A 26,722-nucleotide genomic window follows, 5' to 3' on the forward strand; every position below is an offset into this window, starting at 1 on the left:
GACTCCTGTATGCAGCCCTCTACTTATTATATTTGTGATTTGGAGGGCATATGGGCTCTATGGGTAATCTACTTATAGCATAGCAGCTAATCAGTCTAATTCATCAAGGTACTCGTCTAATAACTCATCGTCTTCTTCTACAATGGGGACATCACCGTCATACACTTTGTAATCCATATACTGAAAGTAGGCTTCTTTAACAAAAGTGTAGGGGTCTAACGCATTATCCACTAGCCTTTCTTGATCGATTGCTGTTGACCGTTTATGCAGATTTTTCAATCCCCATTTTAGAAGTGATTGCCAGAAGGTAAGCTCTGATAGCGGAAAGTACAGATCATCAACCCAATCAGATGCTAGCTCCCTAGTCACATAAGGACCTAAAAAAGGTGCCATAAAATAGGGACCATTAGGCACACCGTAGTAACCAAGGACTTCGTTAAAGTCATCTTGTTTACGTGGCATTCCCATCATATTGGCAACATCAATAACGCCAAATAAACCAAGCGTAGTATTGATGGTAAAGCGTCCCCCCGCATTCGCTGCCCACATCCACTTACCTTGCAGAGTGTTATTGACCATAGCGCTAGGCTCTTCAAAGTTATGGACAAAGTTATCGACACCGGTTTTAACCGGACTAGGGATATAATCGTTGTACCCATGTGCGATCGGTCGATAGAAATATCGGTCCATAAAAAGGTAATTGAAATCCCACATCGCACGGTTAAACCCTTCTAAAGGGTCTCTTGGATCGTTATAGACAACTTGAACTTCTTGGTGGGTGTCAATCACATCTGGCTTTTTAACCTCATCGCTAGCGAGCGCTAGTGATGAATACAGCATTGTGAAAACAGCGACAGTCCATTTCATTTTCATACAACCTTATCTATCCAGTATTGTGACTGAGTACGCATGATAGCGAAGCGAACCTTGATGCTAATACTAGACTGCATAGTTTGATTTTCCTTTCAGAGGGCTAAGGATACTCAGCAAAATCCTCCGGTCAATAATATAATTGTAAAATATTCATAATCTATCGAGCGTGATTTAACTTTAAGCGTTGATTGTCGATACATAAGTATTAAGCTTAGCAATTTTACGATTAAGCTAGAGGGTCAGATCATAAGACCGCTTGTAAACCAGATTTATTTCTTAACCAAAGCGAATAAAACACATTGATAATATACCTAGACAATCTAAACGATCGTTCATTAAGCAAAGATGTAAAAGCCAGCAGCGACATCTTATCTACAGTCACGACCAGCAATATTCGCTTTGACCAGCAGACTAAAGATAGCTTGTGGATCAATGACAAACGCTATGTCATTCAAGATAAGCAGCTGGCTCAAGCCCTGTTAAAGCTGAACTTAAGCCAATTAAGCTTTTTACTTTCCGCTCCGCAAAGTCTAGAGCATCAGCAAAACAAATCCGTACCGGTTTCAGCCGACCTCAGCATATTCGGCAAAACAGCTACCACAGACCTACCCCAGGTTCTGAAACAATTGATAGTAAGTAAACACTTACCACTAGATCGGCTTTTAAGTTTGGCCGCTCAACCAAAAGGCTACTACCTGGCCGATGCAACAGTAGCTAACGGTAAGTTGATAATAAATAGTGATGTTAGCTTACCTTTACCTAAGCAAATGGTACGTGATGGCGAATACCGAGTATCTATTATCGCGCAAAACAATAAGCTGCAACTTGCGCTATCACCAATCTTATTTAATCGGCCAATTCAGTTAACAGCTTATACTCAACCAACAGAAAAGCTGGCATCAGACAATACTAGCAGCACACAAGTCATAGCCAAGCCAAACTCTGCCGTCCTATTCACTCAGTTATTAAAAATATTCAGTCAGCCTTTGAGTAGTCTGCAGCCCGGCGCTGTCAATCCGCTCCCTAAAACTCTTCCTAAGGGCGACGGCATCATGTTGTCTGGGAAAGCCGATGGACAGAATCAGACTCAGTTAGTAACTAGCACATCAAAAGTCGCCATGCCGCCGCTAAAATTCACTGCTGAATCACTTTTGAACAAACCAGCAGTACTGTTGAATAAAAACATAACGCTTCCCACAAGTGATAAATTAGTTGAGGTGCGAATTGATAAGTCGCCGGTAAGCGCCCCAAAAGCAACTATAGCCCCTGAAATTGCTTCATCAATACAAAACAAATCTGAGCCAGTGTTAACTCCACAGCACAGAGGCTTAAAGCACAGCCTAGAAACAGTGGCTCTCAATAAGCCACCGGAACAACCCGCTTTAACGAAAATGACTCAGCCAAGCCTACTGAAATTTTTACCAATGTTGTCACCACGAGCGCTGTCTATGCTTGCGCTGCCTAATACTCTAAAAACAGAGTTATTAGATGGGGTAAAGGCTTTTTCGCCAAACCTGCCTACGAGCGAGCCCGTCAACAGCCAAAATAGCTCCTTAAGCATCTTATTTAAATTGTTGTTGGGCCAAAAAGCTTTGTCGACATCAACTCAACCAAGCACAAAGTTAGCTCTACAAGTTGAGCTACTTGGTGCTAAATTGCAGTTATCTAATAGTTTGTTGTCAATCTTAGAGAGAAGTCAATCAAGTGAACTAGTCACACGGTTACTGTCTAATATCAGCTTGTTCCAGCAAGCAAGCTCCGACTCCTCGCAAACGACTAGTTGGCTGTTTAGCCTACCTTACAAAATCGATGATCGATTTGAAGAATTAGAAGGTCAGTTTGAACAGGAAAAGAATGAAGATGGCTCTTTAGCCGCAGCGTGGCGCTTACAACTCAAATTTAGCTTAACAAATGGCGGTATGTTGATTAAAGCCCAAGTCGAGGCCAATAAACTCACCCTCACTATAAATTCAGACACCCAAAGCTTGTTGAGTAAGATTGAAAAACACCTTCAAGCGTTAGAAGAAAAACTGACCCAAGTAGGCTTTACTGAAACAAACATAACTGCGAAACAGGCTGAAATTCCCGTCACCTTACTTCCTGGTGATCATTACCTCGTGAAAATAAAAGCATAGGAACATAGTAATGACAGAGCATACTAATCAGAAAAGTACCCATGCCACAGCCCTGAGCTATGATGGAAGCAATGCCCCAAAGGTAACTGCGCAGGGTGAGGGATTACTGGCAGATGAAATTATCGCACTTGCAGAAGAAGCAGGCATATTTATACATAAAGATGCTAACCTCAGTGCATTTTTACAAAAACTCGAGCTAGGAGAAGAGATTCCCAAACAACTTTATGTGCTAATAGCAGAACTCATCGCTTTTACTTATCTGTTAGATGGTAAGTATCCCGAGAACTGGAACAATTTACATCAAAAAATCATCGAGCAAGTTTAAGGTTCCTCTGCGGCGAAAGGAACCTAGCGCTATTGCTGACCTAGTGGATAATCTTCCTTCGCGTTATGGAGTCTTAACGCGGTTAGCTTTTACCATGCAAACGTAATAACAATTCAGCTTCAGCTTTTGGTAGTTCGCATTCACGTACAAGTTCTTCAACGCCAGCGCCTAAGTCAACCATTTTCATGGCACGAGAATAAAGCCTAGCTTGAGGGTCTTGCTGATTCGACTCATCAATCCTCGCATCTTGCTTAATCACTCGTTTTTCAAGTTCCAGCATACGTCTGCCAACGCCAATGGTGCCACTACGTAATTCCTGTAGTTCACGCTTTACTGCTTCTCGTTGGCGGTCACTTTCTTTAACTAACGTGGTTAACGCTTCAATTTTAGTTCGCAATTTTGCCGTTTGTTTTTGCTGATATAACACCAAGCCAAGACAAGCAATCACATACAGTAACGCGGCAATCAAAATTTCATTCACTTCGCGCAATCCCGTCCAATCATAAAAGCTATTAACCACAGTGACCCCCTTAGTGGTCTAAGGGGCAACACGACTACAACTGCGACAATTCCATCCACTCTTCGTCTGAAAGCAGCTTGTCTAAATCAACTAATATTAACAGCTCATCATCGCGGTTGCTTACGCCCTGAATAAACTTAGCACTTTCCTCTGTCCCCACGTTCGGCGCATTGTCGATTTCAGAGCCGCGTAAGTAAACCACCTCAGCAACACTATCAACCAAAATACCGATCACTTGCTTTTCAGCTTCAATAATAACAATTCGGGTTGAGTCATCGACTTCAGATGACATCAAACCAAAGCGTGAGCGTGTATCAATAACGGTGACCACATTACCACGTAAATTAATAATACCCAGTACATAGTGCGGCGCACCTGGAACAGGGGCAATTTCAGTATACCGAAGTACCTCTTGCACCTGCATGACATTGATACCATAAGTCTCATTGTCTAGTCTAAATGTCACCCACTGCAAAACTTCATCATCTTTGCCTGCAGCTACTGCTGCTACGTTGCTTGCATCTGTCATAAATACCTCAGTCAATCGCGTCCTGACTACCTAAACCTAAATTTAATAGCTCAATGAGGGCTTGCACATGAAGTATGCCACACATTTGCTCTTTCACTACACCCGCTAACCAAGGCCTTTTACCTGGCTTAGTCCGCCAGTTAACCTCAGATTTTAGAATTCTCACGGAGTTAACTAGTGACTCACAAGTTAACCCCCAATTACTGTCTTCTAAAACAACAACGTATTGATAATCTACACTGTTTTTTAAGTTTTCGTCATACTTTTCTGGCATGACCCAAGCACAAGTATCCACCACATTCAGCTGGGAATTTCGGTGTGCCTGTACACCATGGTACCAGCTAGGCCGTCCCATAATGTGATTAACCCGCTGCAACTTAACAATTCCGCCTAAGCTGACTAATGGCACTGCAAGGGTCAACCCTGCCACTTTGAAAAACAACACCTGAAACTCATCATCTAACTTTTCAATCAAGTCTTCTGTCGCTGCCGGCGGCGCACTACCGACTTGTGTTGCGGGTGCGGTCTCAACGACAACCTCTTGAACCGGTGAAACTGTTTCAACTGGCTGTGGCTCTTTGACTTTATCAACGTTAGGCTCAACAATTTTTGGCTTAACGTCATTGACTGTTATGGTTTTAGCGGCCGCCGCCACTTTTTGTTTAGCATTATCGTCATCACTATTAACCGATGCGAGTAATTGCTCCAGTGCCTTGGTATCGACCGCCTCTTTATATTCTTTTGCTGAAATACTGTCTCTATTACGTTGAGGCTGTACTTGTGGGGCTGTAATTTTCACCGGCGCTGCTATATCACGATGTTCTACGGCTTTTTCAGCAACAATGTCACTTCGCATTTGCCCATCGCGTTTTTCACCAACAGGCTGTTCTATGACAGTATTTTTATCATTATTATCGCTTGCTACACTAATTTGTGAATCATGGCTAGGATCTGGCTTCTTCGGCTGCTTTTCTTCTTTGTCATTCAATAGTATAGAAAAGTAATCAAAAACTGCCTCATCAACTGAGTTTGACATGGGCAAACTCCTTGGTTAGCAAGTAATCCAGCAATCGATTATAGGCCTTAACACCACGTGTATGGGGGGCATAATGTGATGCTGGGAGGTGAGCTAAACTGGCATCACGAAATTTTGTATCGACTGGAATAATATCCTGCCACAACACCTGAGGGTAATCTTTGCCTAACTGCTGCAGTGCAGCAGATGATGCTTTGGTACGGCGATCATACATAGTTGGAATAATGGTATAGCTATATTGAATATTCTTGGACCGACCCATCAGCGTCATCGTTTTCACCATGCGGTCCAAACCTTTTATCGCCAAGAACTCTGTCTGTACGGGGACGATAATGTGCTGACTGGCCGCCAATGCATTCACCATCAACACTCCTAATACGGGTGGGCAGTCAATAATGGCCACATCGTACTGTTGTTCTACTAACGCCAATAGTTTTGTCAGTATCAGTCCCATGCCATCTTGATGACCAAGGGAGCGGTCTAACGTCGCTAAGGCCATGGTAGAGGGAAGTAAATCAATACCTTCTACCTTAGTGGAGACAATATGTTGTTCTACTTGCGCCTTGTTCATGGTTTTATGTGATAAAAACAATTCATACAGCGAACCGGTTACTTCTTCAGAGTCTATGCCTAAGTAATAACCTAACGATGCATGGGGATCAGTATCGATCATCAACACTCGCTTACCACGCTTCGCCAGCGCACCAGCTAAGCTGGCAACTGTCGTTGTTTTGCCAACCCCACCCTTTTGATTCGCGATAGTCCAGATTTTCAAAAATGTTCCCTTACCTGATGATATAAATCATCTAACTAGTCAAAAAGACTAAAGAAATTTAGTTGTCTTCTCGGGTAGTGATTCTAATCCCGCCGTGGGGCAGACTAATCACTTTTACCCCTTCATCATCTTCCGACAAAGTGGTTGTGCCAATTTCGGAAGTATCACTGTCTTTTGTCGCTGGCTTTTGTTCCACTGGTTCACTAAGTTGCTTCTCAACCGCTTGCGGAGCAACTCTAGCCGGATAAGCCACCTCAGTCTCGTCAATCGTTTTGGCTTCAATCCCTACTTCATGATCTGCATGCTTAACTTCTGTTACGCCAGGTCCAATGGCAACACGAGCCTCAGAGCCAGGATTAACTTGTTCTAACAGTAATTCGGTCGCATTAGGGTTGTCTTGCATCCATTTAGCCAAAGCTTGTGAGTGCTCTTCTGGAACCATCAGCAACACTTGATTCTTTTGCAACTCTTGAATCTGCGCATTCAATAGTGCCATCGAATTGCGCTGCTCAAGATATAAACTAGTCACAGCAAACAGCGCAATGCACATTAAAAATAATACCAACAAATATTTAGTATTACTTTTTCGACGCTCTCTAACCACCAGACTCTCTCAAGATTGCGTCAGCCATATCATCCAAGGCAATTGACTGACTCGATAACCCTGCCGATGCCACTGCTTGTGGCATGCCATACACCACACAACTGGCTTCATCTTGGGCCCAAATTGTCGCCCCGGCGCTCTTTAACATTCGCGCCCCTTCCCTGCCATCTGCGCCCATTCCGGTTAATACGACGGCCAATACATCGCCACCGACCAGCTTTGATGCCGATGCAAAGGTAATATCGACGCAAGGCTTGTAATTCATATCAGCGCTACCGGCAACCACTTTGATACGCCCATAACTGCCACCGCGATCTAACATCATCTGCATTCCACCGGGCGCAAGATAAGCACATCCAGCTTGCAACTGATCACCCGACTGCGCTTCTTTAACATTGATTTTGCACAATCCGTTTAAACGCGCAGCGAAAGCCGGAGTAAAAGCTGCGGGCATATGCTGTACTAACAATATGGGATGTGGATAGTTTGCTGGTAACTGCGTCAAAATTCGCTGTAATGCAACAGGACCGCCAGTGGAAGTACCAATCGCAAGCAGTTTGTACTTTTTACCGCTAGCTCTTAATACTGCTTTTGAACGCTGAGTTGCAGGAACAGTTCGCTCTCGCTCAGGGATAGTGGAACGTGCCGCAGGAGCTACAGGTTTAGGCGTTGTGGTACGAGGTGCTATCGGTCTGAAAATTCGACGTCGCCCCAACGCTTTAACACGTTGTTGAAGCAGCTTTATTGCGTCATCTTTATTGGTGGCGATATCTTCAAAACGTTTCGGCAAGAAATCTAATGCACCAGCTTCTAACGCATCCAATGTGGCTTTTGCGCCATCATGCGTTAATGAAGAGAACATTAAGATAGGCGTAGGAGTGGTTGCCATGATTTCTCGAACTGCAGTGATACCATCCATCACTGGCATTTCGATATCCATGGTAATCACTTGCGGTTTCAACTGAGCGGCTAGCTTTACGGCTTCGGCACCATTAGCTGCCGTACCAATCACTTCTAGGTCTGGGTCTTTGCTGACAATTTCACTGACTCGGCGTCGAAAAAAGCTCGAATCATCTACAACTAATACTTTTACACCCATCAATTATCCTTTAACAAGCCACGCAATCTTTGACTTCTCAGGGCCACCCAGCTAAAAGCTGGGTGCCAATTAAATTACTTCTTATTTTTTGCGTAGTGCTTTAGCAAACCCGGAACATCAAGAATAAGTGCAATACCACCATCTGATGTTATGGTTGCACCTGCCATACCTGGAGTCCCGTGCAGCAATGTACCAAGTGGTTTGATCACCACTTCTTCTTGGCCAATAAGCGAATCAACAACAAACCCTATTTGCATGGTGCCCAACTGGACGATTACGACATGTCCATGCGCTTTCTCGCCATGGGCGAAAGTCTCGGGCTTGCGGCTTAGCCAATGCTCTAAATAGAATAACGGTACCGCTTTATCCCGAACAATCACGGTTAACTGGCCGTCAACAATGTTAGTTTTAGTTAAATCTAAATGGAAAATCTCACTCACACTAGATAGTGGCAAGGCAAATACTTGCTCGGCGACTTCAACCATCAATGTTGGCATGATGGCTAATGTTAGCGGCACTTTAATCTCTAACCGCGTGCCTTTCCCTCTAAGCGAGTCAATATGAATCGTACCGTTAAGCTGAGCAATACGGGTCTTAACCACATCCATGCCCACACCACGGCCGGAAATATCCGAAATTTCTACCTTAGTGGAGAAACCTGGAGCAAAAATAAGGTTATACGCTTCAGCATCTGACATCCTAGCGGCTGCATCTTCATCTAACACACCGCGGCTGATGGCTATTTGCTTGAGCTTTTCAGGATCCATTCCCGCGCCATCATCTTCGATTTTAAGCAGAATATGATCGCCTTCCTGACTTGCAGAAAGCGTAATAGTACCGGTACGTTCTTTACCGTTAGCTTCTCGCTCATCAGGCATTTCGATACCGTGATCCACAGAGTTTCTCACTAAGTGAACCAAAGGATCGGCTAATGCTTCTACGAGATTTTTATCTAGATCGGTGTCTTCACCAATCATTCGTAGGTCAATTTCTTTACTTAAACTTCTCGCTAAATCACGTACCACTCGTGGGAAACGACCAAATACTTTTTTGATCGGTTGCATACGTGTTTTCATTACCGCACCTTGTAGGTCGGCAGTCACTAAATCTAGGTTTGCGAGCGCTTTAGACATATCCTCGTCATCACGAGAAATACCCAAACTCAATAATCGATTACGCACCAAGACTAACTCACCTACCATGTTCATGATTTGGTCAAGTCTTGCGGTATCAACACGCACTGTGGTTTCTGCTTGCGGCATATTTGCAGCAGGCGCTTTGCCTGCAGCTTTTTCTTTTGCAGCTGGCGCCTTGGCTACGGGTTTGGCAGCAGGTTTTGGTGCGGGTGATGGCGCAGCTGGTGCAGCTTTAGGGGCGGCAGGCTTGGGCGCTGCGGGCTTAACCGCTGGCGCGGCTTTTTCAGCAGATGCGCCAGGCCCTGCCCCTGAGCCATGTAGTTCATCAAGTAAACGCTCAAACTCATCGTCTGAAATATCATCAGAATCAACTGCTGGTTGCGCTACTTTTTCTTCTGGCGCTGATTGTGCAGCACTTTTGAATTGACCAGAGCCGTGCAATTCATCCAGTAGCGATTCAAACTCATCATCAGTAATATCATCACTGGCTGCGGCCGTGCTTGGCTGTTCAGGTGCAGTGTTTGGCGAAGCCGATGGGCCTTGACCATTACCATGTAATGCATCAAGTAAGGCTTCAAACTCAGATTCGTCAATGTCATCAATGCTGCCATCGCCGGCAATAGACTCAACCGCTGCGGGCGCTTCAGGCTCAACTACAACCTCTTCTACAACAGTTTCTACTAGGGCTGCCTCAACTGCACCACCTTCCGATGGCAATAGCTCGCCAGCACTGAGTAACTTAAGGTTTGCTAATAGCTCAGGTTCTGCTGGGTCTTGTTGCTCTCCCGCCTGCGTTTGAGCGAACATTGAGTTGATTGAGTCAACAGCTTGAAGAATGACGTCCATTAATTCCGCAGAAACGCTACGTTTGCCTGTTCTTAGCAAATCAAAGGTGTTTTCTGCCTCGTGGCATACGTCAACCATAGGGGTTAGACTCAAAAAGCCTGCACCACCTTTAACGGTATGGAACCCCCTGAAGATTGCATTGAGCAATTCAGTATCATCAGGGTTATTCTCAAGTGTTACTAATTGCTCAGAAAGAAGCTCAAGTATCTCACCCGCTTCGATCAAAAAGTCCTGCAGTATCTCTTCATCAACATCAAATGACATTAACTTGACTCCTAATTAGAACCCTAAGCTCGACAACAGGTCATCGACTTCATCTTGCCCTGTCACTACATCATCCCGCTGCTCAGCGTTCATTATTGGGCCTTCGGCCTCTACATTCTTATCTTTTAGTTGTTCGTTTTCGGTGTCAGGCTGCTCACCAAATACAGTTAACATCGACACTAAGTTATTTTCTACTTCGCGAACAAGTTCGATGACTCGACGAATCATCTGCCCGGTCAAATCTTGGAAATCTTGCGCCAATAGAATGTTATTCAGCAATTCTTTTAATCGATTAGAATCTGCTTCACTGCGTTCTATAAATTGCTGTACGTCGTGGCACAATGCCTTAAATTCATGCAGTTCCAAATCACGCTTCATTAAGCGATCCCATGAAGGTTTTACTGCTTGAACATTACTTGTTAGCGCATCAGCAAGCGGCAAAGACTCTTCAACTGCATCCATCGTCTTATTGGCAGCCTGCTCTGTCATATCGATGACATAGTTCAAGCGCTCTTTCGCATCTGGAATTTCACTGTTGGCCAGTTCTACCAGACGACTATCCACTTGGAAATCGACAATCGCGCTGTGAAGTTGGCGGGTTAATCGACCAACTTCATCAAACAACTCTTTTTGAATCGGACTTGCTAGCTCCCTGACAATTTCGTCAGCTTGCTCTTGCTCATTAGACTCAAGTAATTCAACGAGTTTTTGAGCTTGTTCTAGGGTTATTAACCCCGACGTTTGTGCCTGCATAGCTCAACCTTGTTTAACCAAGTCGCTCGAAAATTTTGTCTAATTTCTCTTTAAGAGTCGCAGCGGTAAATGGCTTAACGACATAGCCGTTCACACCCGCTTGAGCCGCAGCAATAATTTGCTCGCGCTTAGCTTCAGCTGTAACCATTAGCACAGGAATGTTTTTCAGTTCTTCATCGGCACGAATGGCTTTTAGAAGATCAATACCTTGCATACCAGGCATATTCCAATCTGTTACAACAAAGTCAAAATCGCCCTTTTGCAGCATAGGTAATGCTGTTGAGCCATCGTCTGCTTCCTGGGTGTTGTTAAACCCCAAGTCTCTTAACAAGTTCTTGATGATGCGTCTCATTGTTGAAAAGTCATCAACGACGAGAATCTTCATATTCTTGTCCAAGGTTTCCTCCACGGAACGGTTATTATATTGCTCTAATATTTATTATGTTTTGGTCCAATGCTTTAGTTTAGCTTTTAATCTCAACATCGCCTGACTATGTATCTGGCTAACACGAGATTCACTAACATCTAGAATTGCACCAATCTCTTTTAAATTTAACGCTTCGTCATAGTATAGCGACAAAACTAATCCATCTCTTTCGGGTAACAACTTAATTGCTTCCACCAGCGCAGTATGAAACTCTTCTTTTGCTAAAGAATCGAAAGCATCATCGTCTGTTTTATCTTCTTGTGATATTACATCGACCGATACACCTAGATCTTCAATACCAACGACTTTGCCAACTGAGACATCATTAAGAATATGATGGTATTCATCTAAAGACATATCAAGTCTTTCTGCTATTTCATGATCTTTAGCATCGCGACCAAGCTCTTGTTCTAGCTCATCAATGACTTGAGCGACACGGCGTTGATTACGGTGTACAGACCGAGGAACCCAATCACCACGGCGAATTTCATCTAACATCGAGCCACGAATACGGATGCCAGCAAACGTTTCAAACTTAGCGCCTTTGCTACCATCGAACTTAGTCGAAGCTTCAAGTAGGCCCATCATGCCTGCTTGCAATAAATCGTCGAGTTGCACTGAAGCAGGCAATCTTGCCATCAAATGGTGGGCAATTCTCTTAACCAACGGTGCATACTGTTCTACGATAGACGTCTTATTATCCAAACAAGTATACGCAGCGGCTTTACTCACTCGCACGGTCCTCTTGGTACTCAGGGCGCTGTACTAATCGCTCAACGAAAAACTCTAAATGACCACCAGGTTGTTGCGGAATGGGCCAGCTAATAATTTTGTTCGCTAGACCATGATATGCAATGGCTGCCGGTGACTTAGGAAAAGCTTCGACAATCAATTTTTGTTTCCGCACTGATTTACGTAAGTTTTCATCAAACGGAATCGTGGCGACCAGTTCTAAAGCCACATCCAAGAATCTATCAGTTACTTTACTGAGCTTAGCAAAAAGTTCCATGCCCTCGCGCAAACTTCTTACCATATTGGCAACAATTTTAAATCTAAATACACCATGCTCTCGGCTTAAGATTTTTATCAACGCATAGGCATCAGTAATCGAGGTAGGCTCATCGCACACCACGACTAACACATCTTGAGAGGCCCGAGAGAAACTCAGAACCATGTCTGAGATCCCTGCTGCAGTATCAACTATGAGCACATCAAATTGAGTGCGCATTTCGCTGAATGCTCGGATTAATCCCGCGTGCTGAGCAGGTGTTAGCTCAACCATGGCTTGCGTGCCAGACGTTGCAGGGACAATGCCAATGCCTTTAGGACCTCGTACGATAATGTCGTCTAGCTCAGCATCACCCGATAACACATGGGATAAATTGCGCTCAGCCCTCAAACCTAACATGACATCGACATTTGCCAGGCCCAAGTCAGCATCTAGTACAAGCACGCGCTTGCCTTTTTCTGCTAACGACACCGCTGTATTAATAGAGACACTGGTTTTACCCACGCCGCCTTTACCACCGGTTACGGCTATTACTTTTACTTTTTCGTTATATGGTTGATTCATAATACGTAAACCGCTTGCTTGATCCCGAGTCATTGCTTTACTCAAATGCATAGGTCCTTTCTTCAGACCGTTCAATGTGTTGTACAGGTCGTTCTTTCTTATCTAAAACAGACAGTGCTTTATTGGCTAAAGCCAAAGTGTCGGCCACTTGCATATCTTCTGGCACTCGCTGGCCATCTGTCACATAACTTAATGGTAACCCACTTTGAATCAATACGCTTAATGCTGGTGCTAGCGAAACCGACTCATCGAGTTTGGTTAATACCGCTCCTGATAGCGGTATTCTCGTAAATTGTTTTACAGCGTCTTCGAGCACACGTCGCTGGCTTGTAGACGACAGTACCAGATAACTTCGAATAGGTAATCTGCTATTTGCTGCTAAATTATCTAGTTGCTGAAAAAGTCGCACATCTCGTTGACTCATACCAGCGGTATCTATCAATACTAGCTTGCGATTACGATATTGATAAAGTATCTGTTCTAATTCATTAAGATCGTGGGCCTGTTTAACCGGGCACCCCATTATTTTGCCATAGGTTGCCAATTGCTCAAAGGCTCCAATTCGATAATGGTCCGTTGTAATCAATGCGACTTGATCTGAACCATGTTTTGCAGCGAATCGCGCCGCTAATTTGGCAACACTAGTAGTTTTCCCTACCCCTGTTGGGCCAACGAAAGCTACAACACCACCTTGCCTAACTATATCATCACCTTGATTGTCTAGCATATTTGCTAAACTTTGTGGCAAAGTACGGACAAGATCAGCCGGTTGGTAGTGCTCACTGAGTGCTGATAGCTTCTTAGCAACGTCAACGGAAAACTCCGCCTCTAATAATCGGCTCTCAAGCATTGCGCCAACAGGGTCGGTGCGTTTTTTCTGCTCAGACATCAAAGATGTCACTTGGTGCGTCAGCAAGTCTCGCAATGACGCAAGCTCCTCGCGCATCAATTCAAATTCTTGACTGTTATCTTTAGACTGGGGTTTGCTGACATAGCGCGTTTCATCAAGTTTTGGCTGATGCGGTTTAGTCTCTTCAACAGCGGCACTTAATCCCTTAGCCCATTCAGGCATATCCAGCTCTTCGTCAATTTTACCAACATGCTGATTGACGCGGCTCTGTTGACGCTCTAATAGTGCTTGTAAAGAGTCTGCCGGTGGCGTGGGTTTCGCTTTAGACTCAGCTTTGACCGCAGGTTTTTGCCCAATAGAAACCTTCTCTTCTGCCAGATTCATAAAAGCAGGTTGAGCAGCAGGTTTGGCTTGCGTTTGAGGCTTGGGCTCATCGTAGTCGACTGCAGCCACAATTTCGATGCCGCCAGTGACTTTCTTATTGGACATGATCACCGCGTCTGAACCCAGTGTTTCTTTAACCTGTGCTAGCGCTGTGCGCATGTCTTTTGCCAGAAATCGTTTAATTTTCACTTACAAACCCTCTACTGACCAACCGCAGATACAATACGTATTTGCTTTTCATCAGGTACCTCTTGATAGGAGATCACCCTGAGATTTGGAATAGTATGCTTTACAAAGCGCGATAATGTTGAACGCAGCATACCTGATGTGAGCAAAATAGCAGGTTGACCCACCATTTCTTGGCGCTGTGATGCATCTAATAATGACTTTTGCATCCGCTCCGCCAGGCTAGGTTCAATGTTTGGACCTTCGCCGCCCGTTGCTTGCATAGACTGATGCAACATCTGTTCCAACTCTGGCGCCAAAGTTATGACGGGGATCTCTTCCTCTGGCCCACTAATTTCTTGAACAATCATACGCTTCAACGCAATGCGTACCGCAGCGGTTAGTACTTCAGTGTCGGTACTCTTAGTGCCGTACTCTAACAAGGTTTGTACTATTGTCTTCATATCGCGGATGGACACACCTTCATTAAGCAAGTTTTGCATCACCTTGACCACGGTGCCTAAAGGCATCACATCAGGGATGAAACCGTCAACCAATTTGGGCGAGTGTTTAGCCAACATATCCATCAACTGCTGCACTTCCTCATAACCCAGTAGCTTAGAGGCGTTATTAGTGAGAAGCTGGCTTAAATGTGTCGCCACCACCGTTGCCGCATCAACTACGGTATAACCTAGCGTCTGCGCATGTTCACGCAGCTCTGGCGCAATCCACACGGCTTCTAGACCAAAGGCGGGATCTGTTGTCGCTACACCATCTAAACTGCCATAAACTTGACCGGGATTAATCGCCAACTCACAATCATGTCGAATTTCTGCTTCACCTGAAGCTACGCCCATCAATGAGATACGGTACATATTGGGTGCTAAGTCTAAATTGTCGCGAATATGTACAGCAGGCACCAAGAAGCCCAACTCTTGTGACAGCTTCTTACGCACACCTTTTATCCGACTCAGCAGTTCGCCACCTTGACCCTTATCAACCAAAGGAATCAAACGATAGCCAACTTCAAGTCCAATAGTGTCAACGTGCTGCACATCATCCCAGCTAAGCTCTTTAGGTTTAGCATCTGCTGGTGTGGCTGGCGCCGTTTTGGCCAGCTCTAAGGCAGTTTCACGCTCTTTTTCCTTTTTACGGTAGATGTAATAAGCAGCGGCTGCTGTGATAACGCCAAAAGAAAGAAATGCAAAATGTGGCATGCCCGGAACAATACCCATAATCAACAGGACGCCGGCAGCAATCGCCAGAGACTTAGGATTATCGAACATCTGACTCATCATCATCTGGCCCATATCACCAGATTCATTTTGTCGGGTCACCATTAAGGCAGCTGCAATAGATAGCAATAAACCTGGGATCTGCGCCACTAAGCCGTCACCAATGGTCAGCAAGGTGTATATCTCAATCGCTGAAGAGAAATCCAAATCATGTTGAACCATACCGATGACAAAGCCACCCAGTATGTTAATTACCAGAATAAGAATACCGGCAATAGCATCCCCTTTTACAAACTTTGACGCACCATCCATTGCACCATAGAAATCGGCTTCTTTGGTCACTTCCGCTCGGCGTACTCGTGCTTGTTCTTGGTTTAATATCCCGGCATTCAAGTCAGCATCAATTGCCATTTGCTTACCAGGCATGGCATCGAGTGTAAAGCGAGCACTTACCTCAGAAATACGACCGGCACCTTTGGTTACTACCGCAAAGTTAATAATAATCAGAATTAAAAACACCACGAGACCAACGGCATAATTACCACCAATAACCACACTACCAAATGCTTCAATGACCTTACCAGCTGCATCACCGCCATTGTGCCCTTCAAGTAGCACGACACGGGTTGAAGCGACGTTAAGCGCCAGACGCAATAACGTTGCAACTAAAAGCACACTGGGGAACGCAGCGAAATCTAACGGTCTATCGGTATAAATGGCGACCAGCAATACCACTAACGCTAGCGCGATATTAAACGAAAATAGAATATCCAACAGGAATGCAGGCATTGGCAGTACGATCATTGCCAACGCAGCTAATACGAGAATTGGTGTACCCACACCTTTAAATGTTGCGGGTTTTATTTGTTTTATTTGACCTAAGCCAGCTTTAAGATCCATTCACCAAGCGTCCAAACTTTGACATCTAACCCTGATTCAGCAAGTTTCAAGCCAACCTGGGGACACAGAAGCAAATTATACCTGTTGATTGCGGTAAATTACATTTAAAAAAACAAATAAGTGACTGTTTTAAAATAAAGATACATTTGAACAACAATTGTACAAAACAAGTTGGCGAGCTAGTGTTTGAGTTCGTCGGGGATTGGTTGATTAAGCGGCACGGGCGTGGGTCGCTTACCACCATGCTTTTGAAATTGCCTTAGCTGGAAAACATACGCCAATACTTGGGCAACGGCAGTAAACAACCCCTCAGGGATTTCTTGATCTATCTTGGTGGTATGAAAAATAGCTCGGGCTAAAGGCGGTGCAGAGACAATGGCGACTTCATGCTCTCGAGCGATCTCCCTAATTTTAAAGGCAACATCATCCACGCCTTTAGCCACGACAAACGGTGCTGTCGCTTTTACTGCATCATACTTTACCGCAACGGCATAATGCTCTGGGTTAACCACAATCACATCAGCATTGGGGACTTCCGCCATCATCCGGCGCTGGGCCATCTCATGTTGCAGTTGCCTAATACGGCCTTTTACTTCGGGCTTACCTTCGGTGTCTTTATATTCATCTTTGACCTCTTGCTTGGTCATTCTCAGCTGTTTACTGTGATTCCATATCTGAAAAGGCACATCGATTATCACAATAATCACAGTAGAGGAGCAAAGAACAATAAACATCCATATTAGTAAATCTAAGGCATCGTACACATTGGAGGGTAAATATCCCTGAGATAAAGTCAAAATATCATTGAAGTAATAGCTAAGAAGAAAATAAGCCATTGCTGCCACAACAGAAAACTTGGCAATGCCTTTTGTCAGCTCCACCAGTGCTTGCACACCAAACATACGTTTGAAGCCCGACATCGGATTCATCTTACTGGTTTTTGGCATAAATGCTTTGACTGAGAAGGTAATTCCCCCAAGGACAATATTGCCAATAAATGCCACCAACGCCATAAACAATATCAAGGTCAACATCGGTACAGCTAGCTCTTGACCCACTAGCTCCCACACCAAAAACATTGAGTTGGTATCATAGATTTCAGCACGGTCCATGATAAACAGATTTTCCATTAGACTGTGTAGCGCGGTTGCCAGCCCTGGGCCTAGCATCGCAAAACCCACCGCTGCCGCCATCAATACTGCGGACGTCCCTAATTCTTTTGAGCGTGCAACCTGGCCTTTTTCTCGAGCTTGTTGCTGTCGCCTGGCGGTAGCCTCTTCTGTTTTTTCTTGACTGCTATCGTTCTCAGCCATCAGAAACTCCCATCAACGCGACATTGCAGCCCGACTAAGTTGCACAATAAAATTTGTGCTGCGGTCCAGACATCATCGAAATGCGCCATTATTGGCGTTAAGGTAAGCCATAAAATGAGTAATCCGCTAACCATAGTTACCGGGAAGCCAATGGCAAAAATGTTAAGTTGTGGTGACGCTCTGGTCATCACGCCAAAAGAGAGGTTAATCAGCAGTAATGCCACAATAGCGGAAATTGACATCGTTAACGCCGCGCCAAACATGTAACCGCCAAATTCAGCCAACATTCTATAACTGCTTACCGCAATTCCTTGTGCTGAAACAGGAATGGTATCAAAGCTGGCGACAAGCATTCTAATTAAAGTGAGGTGACCATCGACCGCCAAAAATATCATGGTGGTCAATAACAAAAAAAAGTTACCAATAACCGGTGTTTGTTGACCTGAGCCTGGATCAACCATAGAGGCAAAACCCAAACTGGTTTGCATACCAATGATTTGGCCAGTTAGCACGAACGTTTGCATAACCAATAAAGTAACAAACCCCATTGCGACGCCAATCAAGATCTGTTGCGCGGTAACAAACACGGCGCTCAATGCGAATAGTTCGGTATTCTCTACCGGTGGTAAAACCGGGGCAATGGCAAAAGTAATCGCGACAGCGAGTAAGAGTCTCACTCGCGCCGGAGTGGTATTCGCTCCAAAAACCGCCATCACCATCAGCATGCTCGATACACGAAAAAATGGCCACATATAACCGGCGATGGTTTGCATAATAGTAGACATGAGTATTTCCACTATCCACTGCCTCCATGTGCGACTACACGAGCTAAGCCAATGTAAGACATAGCATTAGCCAACCACGATGGGTATCATGTTGACCATCTCAAAAAAGAACTCCATCATGGTCTGAACCAGCAAATGACCGAGGATCATCAGGGCAAATAAAGTCGTCAGCAGACGGGGTAAAAAACTTAATGTTTGTTCGTTAATTGACGTTGCAGCCTGAAATACCGCAACCACTAACCCGACAATGAGGCCGGGAACAATGATCATCGATACGATGGTCACAATGACCGATAGTGCTTCACGGAAAATATCAATCAGTGCTTCAGGTGTCATAGCATTCCTTAAACCCCGAAACTATTAGCCAGCGTGCCCATTACCAGGCTCCAGCCGTCCACAAGAACAAACAGCATGATCTTAAAGGGCAAAGATACGATCATCGGCGACAACATCATCATACCCATAGCCATCAAAATACTCGCCACCACTAAGTCCAATACCAAAAACGGCACGAAAAGCATGAATCCGATTTGAAACGCCGTTTTCAATTCGCTGGTAATAAACGCAGGGATGAGCACACTCATAGGCGCATCTTCAGGCTCATTGATATTTTGATAACCGGAAATTTCAATGAAAGTTTCCAAATCGGTAAGCCGCGTTTGTGCCAGCATGAACTCTTTCAAAGGCCCTTTGCCCGAATCAAAGGCCTGCTCGATATTCATTGATTCATTCATATAAGGCGTGACCGCTTCAGAATAAATCCTATCAAATACCGGCGCCATGATGAAAAAAGTCATAAAGAGACTCATACCAATTAGCACTTGATTTGAAGGGGTTTGTTGCAAGCCAATTGCTTGGCGTAGAATAGATAACACGACAATAATACGGGTGAATGACGTCAGCATAATGACCATCGCGGGCAAAAAGCTGAGTGCGGTCATCAGCAACAATATCTGCATAGTCACCGAGTATTGCGCTGAACCATCAGGACCGGTAGTCACTGTCACTGCAGGCAAAATACCCTCTTGTGCACTCACCTGACCTGACAGGCTAAATGCTATAATCCCTAACGTTATCAGTATCCATTTCATGATTGTGATGACTTCGCTTGTCTTAATCGGCTGGCAAAAGATTCTTGCTCAATATGTACAGGATGTTCCAACTTATCAATCAGGTTTACTTGTTGCGGCGTCACCCCAAGTAAATATTGCTGGCCATCGACTTCAACCAACACCATTTTTTCTCGTTGACCTAAAGGTGTTACCGCAATTGTTTTTAATGCACCGTGGCTAGTGGGTACCAGCTTCAAGCGCTTTACAATATAAGCCAAAACAAAAATTATCACTAAAACAACGATTAAACCACCCAGCATATTGGCCATGGTGGTGATTGCCGGCTCTTTTTCCAGTGTGGCAGGAGCTGCGGCACTTACTGTGGTCACAGCCCATGATGAAATACTCATTTAACGCCTCACTTTAATTTTTTAATGCGCTCTGTTTGGCTAATCACATCTGTAAGTCGGATACCAAACTTGTCATTCACAACCACCACTTCACCATGAGCGATTAATGTACCGTTCACCATCACATCAAGGGGCTCACCGGCAACACGATCAAGCTCCACAACTGAACCTTGGTTTAACTGCAATAAGTTACGAATGCTAATAAAACTGCGACCAACTTCCATGGAAATAGTCACCGGGATATCCATAATCGCGTCGAGCTTAGCAGCATCATCTTCTGACAAAGGCGCTGACTCATTAGCAAGCTCATCGAGCTCAACAGCCTGCGCTTCCTCTATTGCTTGCTCTGCCATTGCAGCAGCCCAATCATCACCTGTATCTTCTGTACTCATGTTTACTTACCTTTTTTACTTATGTCGCTGATTTTTAAGCGCCATACTATAATTTAGATTTCTTGTCTCTCACGCGCTTTACCTTTACGCGTGACCAACTGTAACTCAGATTTAACGGTCTCTGGCCGTGGGATTTTTGAACTTACGCTTAATGCTAAGTTTTCTCGACTTCGGCCTAACTTACACCGATAAGTCGGTAAATCTTCTACTCGCATCACGATATGCTCAGGCATTTCCACTGGAATGACATCGCCAGCTTTTAACTCCATCACTTGTTTAAGCGTGATTTCATGCTCTACCACAGTGGCATCAATACCGACTTCGACATCCATGATTTCATCTTTTAATGCTTGTGACCAGCGCATGTCGGTATCTTGAGTATCACTTTGCACACCGGCATCTAGCAGCTCCCTAATGGGTTCAATCATGGAGTACGGCATCGTAATATGGAAATCGCCTCCACCACCATCAACTTCAATATGAAATGAGCTGACAACAACAACTTCTGTCGGGCTAACAATGTTCGCCATCGCCGGGTTAACTTCTGAATCTAAATAATCAAACTCTACGTCCATAACCGGTGCCCATGCATCTTTGTAATCTTCAAAGATGATTTTTAGCAGCAGTTGCACAATACGTCTTTCGGTAGGGGTAAACTCACGGCCCTCAATCTTGGCGTGAAAACGCCCGTCACCACCAAAAAAATTGTCCACTAAAATGAAAACTAGCCTAGCTTCCATCGTGATCAACGCGGTACCTTTTAACGGACTAAATCTAACCATATTGAGGCTGGTCGGTACAAACAAGGTATGTACATATTCGCCGAACTTGAGCATTTGAACGCCATTGATCGATACCTCTGCAGCGCGGCGCATCATATTAAACATGCTGATGCGCAAATGCCGCGCAAATCGTTCGTTAACGATTTCCAACGTAGGCATACGACCACGAACAATTCGGTCTTGGGAAGAGAAATCATAGGAGCGCGCATCTAAACTGCCATCACCCGTATCTTCCTCTTCTACGTCATCAACACCATGCAGCAGCGCATCAATTTCGTCTTGACTTAATAAATCACTCACATTAGAGCCTTATTTATCCACATAATGCATTCATCAATTACTGCATTACAAAACCAGTAAATAATACTTTCTCTACCACTTTACGCCCTGTCACCGGTTGCAATGTATTTTGCACATTCAGCAATGCCAACTGACGCAATTCATCTTTACCCGCAAGCGAGCTAAGTTTTTGTTCATCCGAACCACTAAAAGTGGTTAACAGCGCATCTTCTATAAGTGGAATGTGCTTCTTAATGAGTACGTCATCATCTGCGCCCCTCACCATCATCTGCACTTTGATTTCCACTAACCGCGAGCGAGTTTTTCCAGGTAAATTGAACACGAACGGCCTTGGCATCGCCACATAGAACGCTTCGCCTTGATTGACTTCTTCAACCTGCTCCACAGCCTCGTCGCTACCTACAGCTGCTGCCGCTTCATCATCACCACTAAGGAAAAACCACAAAGCCCCAGCAATAACCAGCGCCAAAACCAATCCTATCACGGCAAAAATGATAATTTTCTTTTTGCTTTTGGGCGCTTCGCTATCTTCTAACTCTAGTGATTCTTCTTCGGCCATCTCAATTCCCCTATCAATCATCCCTCACGGGTTTGAACTTATTGCTCAACCTTAATCTCTATAGGTTACCTGCTTATGCGTAATAATCTATACCCGATTGATAAGTAGTTGCTTGATTCGCCGCCAAAAGAGTTTCTTCTGCTGTATTTTCATCCATTTCATTCCCTAGCAAGCCATTTTGACCTTGCTCGCCATCAGCACCTTCCTCGCCCTGCTGCTGTTGAGATACATCACTGTCGGTTAATTGCATTCCTTGCTCAGCCAGCATCTCTCTTAGTCTGGGTAAGGCCTGCTCAACGATATCTCTTGTTTGATGCTGAGCCACCTGGAATTGCACCTGAGTCTGATCGCCCTGAACCTGAATTCTTACCATCATTTGCCCAAGCTCGGGCGGATCTAGCCGGATTTCGGCATGCTGAATCCCCTGGCTGACCATAGTCACTAGCTGCTGGCGCATTACTGGACTGAATTTTTGAATCATATCCTGCATCTGCTGGGCGCCTTCATGCTGACTTCTTATAGAAACTTGAATTTGCGCCACTTCATTACGATTGATCTGCTGGGTCGCGGTAAACAATGGGTTAGCTTTTTGCTCAGCTGAGATTGAGTGAGTACTAGTGGTATCTTTTGCCTCAGCAATAGCACTATTGTCTAGACTACCATTGGCATTCAGACTGACGGCTAACTTGGCATCTTTTAATTGCATTGCAGCTTGAAGTTCGCCTGATGATACATTGCTATTACTTAACGCTGCGACTTTTTTAATGCTCACATCGTCGCTACTTGAGGTAGCAGAATTGCTGGCTGTTACCCCTTTGCTAGTATCTTCACCCAATATATTCTTTATTGATGCTGATGGTGCCGTAGAAGACCCCCCGGCAGCGGCAGTTTTTTCAACGCCGACAGCTGACTGATTAACCTGACTCACCGCATGCTTGTCTAGAACTTTGGCATCAACATTTTTTTCTGATGCCAAGCCTGTCGCTTGTGCAAGCACGCTTGCATCTGATTTGGTCTTGGGATCGACATCAGCTGCTAAGGTGCTTTTATCCGCTGCATGCCCTTGTCGCTTTAATTCCTCTACAGCTAATAGTTGTGCAGCATGGAGCTTTTGTTGTTCTTCAACGGTTAAATTCGATTTTGCTTGGGGTTCCGTTGCATTTTGAACCAGATTAGTCAGCTCAGTGGCTTGTATAATTGGCTTATCTTCAGTCCCTATTTGACTTACTAACTGCAGAAAATCTTTAGGCGGAAGGGCAATAAGCTCTTGTTTCGACATGCCTGTTTGCATAGAAACTAACGTAAGCAATTCCTCATCGCTCTGTAATTGTTTGCCGCTATCAATAACCTGCTGCGACACAAACAAATCCTCCCCATCATCAAGCGGCAATGATTCGCCGCTATCATCTGGCAAAGACTCTTCTGCTACAGCGTTGGCTAAATTAATTTGAGACAGTACTAGGTCAATATCTGCAGAGTCATCGCTATTAAATTGCTCATTGTCCACCACAACTTCATCTGTCTCGGCTTTAGTCGATTCAGGTTGCTTACTCTCAACGGCAGTGACAGTTTGCCTAGTCGGCATTTTACTCTCGCCTTTTGCGGCTTGTTCCATCGCAAAGGAAAAGTCGTTATTTTTCGTTTGCTTAGTGGCCTCTCCCGTCGCATCACTGCTCAGCAGGCTGTTAGATTTGATGGATTGGCTGTCTGATCCCACATCGCTTTTGGTGTCAGATTTAGCCAGCAAAATATTGTTCATTTGGGTCATGGTTCCTCCGCAGACGTTACACGATGACGAACTGCAGTTCAGCTTACAGTGTCAAAAACCCATACAGATTGGGAGTTATTGGTATAAACCATTGCAATTATGGTGCCACTTGAAAGCATAGAGGCGATAGAATATTGAGGCTGGGGAAATAAAAGTAGATTAACGGCGAGATTGTCTAAAATATTGCTGAGATGCAAATTCATCAAACATTTTTTGCTCTGCTTTATGGGCTTTTGTTGCGGCCTGCATCGCTTTCTTTTCTAACAGTAGCTCTACCGCTTTACGTTTCTGTTGTTTCTCTTGCCAATGATTTTGTCGATAGGTCACTTGTTTGTTGGCCTCAGCCACCCCAAGGTGCTGCTTAGTGATGGCATCATCGATTTGACGAACAAACTGATGAAATTGATGATAGTAGCTGGCGCTGATTTGCTGACCCTGCTGACCTTCCATCTGCTTCATGTAATCTAAACGGTAATTTTGCAAAGCGCTTAGTTGCGCCTGAGATTTTTGTAGATCAAGCCTCGCGCTTTTTAACTGCAAAGCAGCTTGATCTTCTGCTTCGCTAGCGAGCTTTAATACCGTATGCAGCGGATCGGGTTTGGCCATCAATTATTCGTAATGCCCTATGCCTGGCACTGCGCTCCTAGTTGGTTGAGCATTAACTCACTACTATCAAAGGTTATCGCTTCTTTCATAGTTTGACGTAGAAACGCATTCATTGCCGGTTGTAAACGTATGGCATTATCAATACGAGGATCACTTCCCTGAGTGTAGGCCCCAATTGAGATAAGATCTTTATTCTGTTGATACAGTGAATACACTTGTTTCACTTTTCGCATCGCTTCTAAATGCTCAGCGCTGATCACCATCGGCGCAACACGACTAATTGAAGCTTCAACATCAATGGCTGGATAATGACCGGAGTCAGCTAGAGTACGCGACAATACGATATGGCCATCTAAGATTGCCCTTGCGGCATCGGCAATTGGATCTTGCAAATCATCACCTTCGGTTAATACGGTATAAAATGCGGTGATGGAGCCCTGCTTGCCACCGCCGTTACCTGCACGCTCAACCAGTTTAGGCAGTTTTGCAAAAACCGATGGCGGATAACCTTTGGTCGCAGGTGGCTCGCCCACTGCTAAGGCAATTTCACGTTGCGCCTGGGCGTAGCGCGTCAAACTATCCATCAGTAATAACACGTTATAACCCAGGTCACGAAAGTACTCTGCGATGCGAGTTGAGGTTTCACAGGCTCTTAATCGCATCAGCGGCGAGGTATCGGCAGGCGCTGCGACAACAACAGAGCGAGCGCGACCTTGTTCCCCCAAAATCTCTTCAATGAACTCTTTCACCTCGCGGCCACGTTCACCTACTAAGCCAACCACAATAATGTCTGCGGTGGTACCGCGAGTCATCATGCCTAGCAGCACACTTTTACCGACACCCGAACCCGCAAACAGACCCATACGTTGGCCTTTGCCCACGGTTAGCATCGCATTAATGGCGCGCACGCCAACATCCAGCGGTTGGGTGATCGCCCGCCGCGCGAGCGGATTAATGGCGGTAGATTGACGTGGAGCATGCTGCTCTGTATGCAGTGCACCGGCGCCATCAAGCGGTTGGCCGTTGCCATCTAAGACTCGTCCGAGTAGCGATAACCCAACAGGAATACCAGCTTGCTCACCTAGTGGGGTAACTTTGGCGCCAGGCAATACCCCACTGAGTTCCTCAATGGGCATCAAGTAGAGCAATTTATCATCAAATCCAATGACTTCAGCAACCAGATCACCAGTGATGGTTTCTATGCTGCACAAACTGCCAACAGACGCTCGGCAACCCGATGCTTCTAGCGTTAACCCCACAACTCTGACTAGCTGACCACTTGCCTCCGGCATAAAGTGTGGTACTTTAGCCGTGTAGTTTTTAAGCTGGTTAAGAAGATTAAGCTGACGGGCTTTCATCAGGATTTTCCACTGTATCAGTCGTTGCTGATTCGGCTGACACCGGCTCAACACCCGCTTGGTCGACTTCAGTTTGCTCGGCGGGCACGGGCTCTTGAGCAGTCATTTCGGCGTGATTTACTTCAGCTTCATGTTGCTCTGCACTGGGTTTTGCAAGTGCATCAAGCTTAGCCTGTTGCTCTTTTTGTAATCTTTCTAAATGGCCATCAACATCACTTAGCACCGAGTCCATGCGAGTTTGCAAACGCATATCTACACTGCTGCGTTGACTATCAATCACGCAATCCCCCGCAGATAAGCTTGGATCAGCTTCAAGCTGCCAACGATTCTTATCTAATTGCGCTTGCTCATACAGGGTATTGACGATGGCAAGATCATCTGGATGTAAGCGGATATTGATGTTTTGATCTTTTATCGGTAGGGAGTCAACACCATGACGTAAAGCCGCCAGCACATGTTCAGGGTGAGTAGTTAGTTCATGTCCAATCACTGAGCGAGCCAAAGCCCGGCTCAGGTTAACCATCTCTAACTCAATTTCAGTATCAAGCAAACTCAGTGGCGCTGCAAACTGTTCAATAATATGGTTAAACTGCTCGATAAGCTGACTTGCCTGATTAAGTCCTTCCTGCAAGCCTTGCTCTTTGCCTTGCTCAAAGCCTTGTTGATGACCTTCTTCGAGCCCAGTTAAACGGCCTTGTTCTAGCCCCTCAGCGTGACCTTTTTCTGCACCTTCAGTAAAGCCAGCTTGTTCAGCTTCAGCGCGAATCTGTTCTATTTCCGCAAGTGTCGGTGGCTTAATTGCCTCAGGCTCTTCAACGACTTCTCTTACTGCGTCGCGGCGCCCAAAAGCATTTAATGTATCGGCTGGGATCTGCTGAGTAACATCCGGTATATGCCAATGATGAAACTCACCATCATCTTGAGACACGCTGGCTGATTTAGCTGCTTTATCGTCGTCATTGGCCATA

Annotated in this window: 28 protein-coding genes; 2 read left to right on the forward strand and 26 right to left on the reverse strand. The window is 45.0% G+C overall.

From position 1 onward, the window contains the following. Nucleotides 1-90: 90 nt before the first annotated feature. On the reverse strand, nt 91-873 hold the full coding sequence (locus FLM48_RS14130) for a VacJ family lipoprotein (protein ID WP_028771731.1): 783 nt from the start codon (nt 871-873) through the stop codon (nt 91-93). A 299-nt stretch (nt 874-1,172) separates the two neighbouring features. Here FLM48_RS14130 and FLM48_RS14135 point away from each other — a divergent pair, with 299 nt between their 5' ends. Together FLM48_RS14135 and FLM48_RS14140 are read left to right on the forward strand one after the other, a co-directional pair. Then, on the forward strand, nt 1,173-3,008 hold the full coding sequence (locus FLM48_RS14135) for a flagellar hook-length control protein FliK (protein WP_179025083.1): 1,836 nt from the start codon (nt 1,173-1,175) through the stop codon (nt 3,006-3,008). A 10-nt stretch (nt 3,009-3,018) separates the two neighbouring features. Further along, nucleotides 3,019-3,333 carry an EscU/YscU/HrcU family type III secretion system export apparatus switch protein gene (locus FLM48_RS14140; protein ID WP_028771729.1) on the forward strand — a complete coding sequence of 105 codons (315 nt, stop codon included), beginning with the start codon at nt 3,019-3,021 and terminating at the stop codon, nt 3,331-3,333. An 82-nt stretch (nt 3,334-3,415) separates the two neighbouring features. Here FLM48_RS14140 and FLM48_RS14145 read toward each other — a convergent pair whose 3' ends face one another. From FLM48_RS14145 to fliH, 25 genes are all read right to left on the reverse strand, one after another. Continuing rightward, the gene (locus FLM48_RS14145; RefSeq protein ID WP_256870944.1) at nt 3,416-3,853 is read right to left on the reverse strand and encodes a DUF2802 domain-containing protein; all 438 of its coding nucleotides are present in this window, start codon (nt 3,851-3,853) and stop codon (nt 3,416-3,418) included. Between the two features lie 34 nt (nt 3,854-3,887). Then, nucleotides 3,888-4,382, reverse strand: a complete 495-nt coding sequence (locus FLM48_RS14150) for a chemotaxis protein CheW (RefSeq protein ID WP_028771727.1) — start codon at nt 4,380-4,382, stop codon at nt 3,888-3,890. Between the two features lie 7 nt (nt 4,383-4,389). Further along, complete coding sequence (locus tag FLM48_RS14155; protein WP_179025084.1) at nt 4,390-5,418, reverse strand: chemotaxis protein CheW; 1,029 nt, start codon at nt 5,416-5,418, stop codon at nt 4,390-4,392. Next, nucleotides 5,402-6,193, reverse strand: coding sequence for a ParA family protein (locus tag FLM48_RS14160; protein ID WP_028771725.1), 792 nt, complete (start codon nt 6,191-6,193; stop codon nt 5,402-5,404). The genes FLM48_RS14155 and FLM48_RS14160 overlap by 17 nt, the downstream gene beginning before the upstream one ends. Nucleotides 6,194-6,251: 58 nt before the next feature. Next, entirely contained in the window at nt 6,252-6,689 is a 438-nt protein-coding gene (locus FLM48_RS14165; RefSeq protein ID WP_179025085.1) for a hypothetical protein, read from the reverse strand. Between the two features lie 100 nt (nt 6,690-6,789). Continuing rightward, on the reverse strand, nt 6,790-7,896 hold the full coding sequence (locus FLM48_RS14170; protein WP_179025086.1) for a chemotaxis response regulator protein-glutamate methylesterase: 1,107 nt from the start codon (nt 7,894-7,896) through the stop codon (nt 6,790-6,792). A gap of 74 nt (nt 7,897-7,970) precedes the next feature. Then, nucleotides 7,971-10,142: a chemotaxis protein CheA gene (locus FLM48_RS14175; RefSeq protein WP_179025087.1), complete on the reverse strand. Its 2,172-nt coding sequence runs from the start codon at nt 10,140-10,142 to the stop codon at nt 7,971-7,973. A gap of 15 nt (nt 10,143-10,157) precedes the next feature. Beyond that, nucleotides 10,158-10,895 carry a protein phosphatase CheZ gene (locus FLM48_RS14180; protein WP_028771721.1) on the reverse strand — a complete coding sequence of 246 codons (738 nt, stop codon included), beginning with the start codon at nt 10,893-10,895 and terminating at the stop codon, nt 10,158-10,160. A gap of 13 nt (nt 10,896-10,908) precedes the next feature. Continuing rightward, nucleotides 10,909-11,292: a chemotaxis response regulator CheY gene (gene cheY / locus FLM48_RS14185; protein WP_084632447.1), complete on the reverse strand. Its 384-nt coding sequence runs from the start codon at nt 11,290-11,292 to the stop codon at nt 10,909-10,911. Nucleotides 11,293-11,334: 42 nt separating this feature from the next. Continuing rightward, nucleotides 11,335-12,054, reverse strand: a complete 720-nt coding sequence (locus tag FLM48_RS14190) for an RNA polymerase sigma factor FliA (protein WP_028771719.1) — start codon at nt 12,052-12,054, stop codon at nt 11,335-11,337. Continuing rightward, entirely contained in the window at nt 12,047-12,928 is an 882-nt protein-coding gene (locus FLM48_RS14195; RefSeq protein WP_028771718.1) for a MinD/ParA family protein, read from the reverse strand. Before FLM48_RS14195 ends, FLM48_RS14190 begins: the two co-directional genes overlap by 8 nt. Nucleotides 12,929-12,932: 4 nt before the next feature. Beyond that, nucleotides 12,933-14,318, reverse strand: a complete 1,386-nt coding sequence (gene flhF, locus FLM48_RS14200) for a flagellar biosynthesis protein FlhF (RefSeq protein WP_028771717.1) — start codon at nt 14,316-14,318, stop codon at nt 12,933-12,935. A gap of 11 nt (nt 14,319-14,329) precedes the next feature. Then, complete coding sequence (gene flhA, locus FLM48_RS14205) at nt 14,330-16,429, reverse strand: flagellar biosynthesis protein FlhA (RefSeq protein ID WP_028771716.1); 2,100 nt, start codon at nt 16,427-16,429, stop codon at nt 14,330-14,332. A gap of 179 nt (nt 16,430-16,608) precedes the next feature. Then, nucleotides 16,609-17,742, reverse strand: coding sequence for a flagellar biosynthesis protein FlhB (flhB, locus tag FLM48_RS14210; protein ID WP_179025088.1), 1,134 nt, complete (start codon nt 17,740-17,742; stop codon nt 16,609-16,611). Then, nucleotides 17,742-18,539, reverse strand: a complete 798-nt coding sequence (fliR, locus tag FLM48_RS14215) for a flagellar biosynthetic protein FliR (protein WP_028771714.1) — start codon at nt 18,537-18,539, stop codon at nt 17,742-17,744. Before fliR ends, flhB begins: the two co-directional genes overlap by 1 nt. A 54-nt stretch (nt 18,540-18,593) precedes the next feature. Next, on the reverse strand, nt 18,594-18,863 hold the full coding sequence (locus FLM48_RS14220) for a flagellar biosynthetic protein FliQ (protein WP_028771713.1): 270 nt from the start codon (nt 18,861-18,863) through the stop codon (nt 18,594-18,596). 8 nt (nt 18,864-18,871) lie between these two features. Then, a complete protein-coding gene (fliP, locus tag FLM48_RS14225) occupies nt 18,872-19,621 on the reverse strand; it encodes a flagellar type III secretion system pore protein FliP (protein WP_028771712.1) in 750 nt (249 codons plus the stop codon). Next, nucleotides 19,615-19,989 carry a flagellar biosynthetic protein FliO gene (gene fliO / locus FLM48_RS14230; protein WP_028771711.1) on the reverse strand — a complete coding sequence of 125 codons (375 nt, stop codon included), beginning with the start codon at nt 19,987-19,989 and terminating at the stop codon, nt 19,615-19,617. The genes fliP and fliO overlap by 7 nt, the downstream gene beginning before the upstream one ends. An 8-nt stretch (nt 19,990-19,997) precedes the next feature. Then, nucleotides 19,998-20,381, reverse strand: a complete 384-nt coding sequence (gene fliN, locus FLM48_RS14235; protein ID WP_028771710.1) for a flagellar motor switch protein FliN — start codon at nt 20,379-20,381, stop codon at nt 19,998-20,000. Nucleotides 20,382-20,434: 53 nt separating this feature from the next. After that, complete coding sequence (gene fliM, locus FLM48_RS14240) at nt 20,435-21,463, reverse strand: flagellar motor switch protein FliM (protein WP_179025089.1); 1,029 nt, start codon at nt 21,461-21,463, stop codon at nt 20,435-20,437. Between the two features lie 37 nt (nt 21,464-21,500). Further along, a complete protein-coding gene (fliL, locus tag FLM48_RS14245; protein ID WP_179025090.1) occupies nt 21,501-22,022 on the reverse strand; it encodes a flagellar basal body-associated protein FliL in 522 nt (173 codons plus the stop codon). A 73-nt stretch (nt 22,023-22,095) separates the two neighbouring features. After that, the gene (locus FLM48_RS14250; protein WP_179025091.1) at nt 22,096-23,790 is read right to left on the reverse strand and encodes a flagellar hook-length control protein FliK; all 1,695 of its coding nucleotides are present in this window, start codon (nt 23,788-23,790) and stop codon (nt 22,096-22,098) included. A 159-nt stretch (nt 23,791-23,949) separates the two neighbouring features. Further along, complete coding sequence (fliJ, locus tag FLM48_RS14255; protein ID WP_179025092.1) at nt 23,950-24,396, reverse strand: flagellar export protein FliJ; 447 nt, start codon at nt 24,394-24,396, stop codon at nt 23,950-23,952. Between the two features lie 17 nt (nt 24,397-24,413). Beyond that, nucleotides 24,414-25,754 carry a flagellar protein export ATPase FliI gene (gene fliI, locus FLM48_RS14260; protein WP_179025093.1) on the reverse strand — a complete coding sequence of 447 codons (1,341 nt, stop codon included), beginning with the start codon at nt 25,752-25,754 and terminating at the stop codon, nt 24,414-24,416. Then, nucleotides 25,735-26,721 carry a flagellar assembly protein FliH gene (gene fliH / locus FLM48_RS14265; protein WP_179025094.1) on the reverse strand — a complete coding sequence of 329 codons (987 nt, stop codon included), beginning with the start codon at nt 26,719-26,721 and terminating at the stop codon, nt 25,735-25,737. Before fliH ends, fliI begins: the two co-directional genes overlap by 20 nt. Between the last annotated feature and the right edge of the window lies 1 nt (nt 26,722).

It is taken from the genome of Shewanella sp. Scap07, assembly GCF_013394145.1.
In the GTDB taxonomy this organism is placed as follows: domain Bacteria; phylum Pseudomonadota; class Gammaproteobacteria; order Enterobacterales; family Shewanellaceae; genus Shewanella; species Shewanella waksmanii.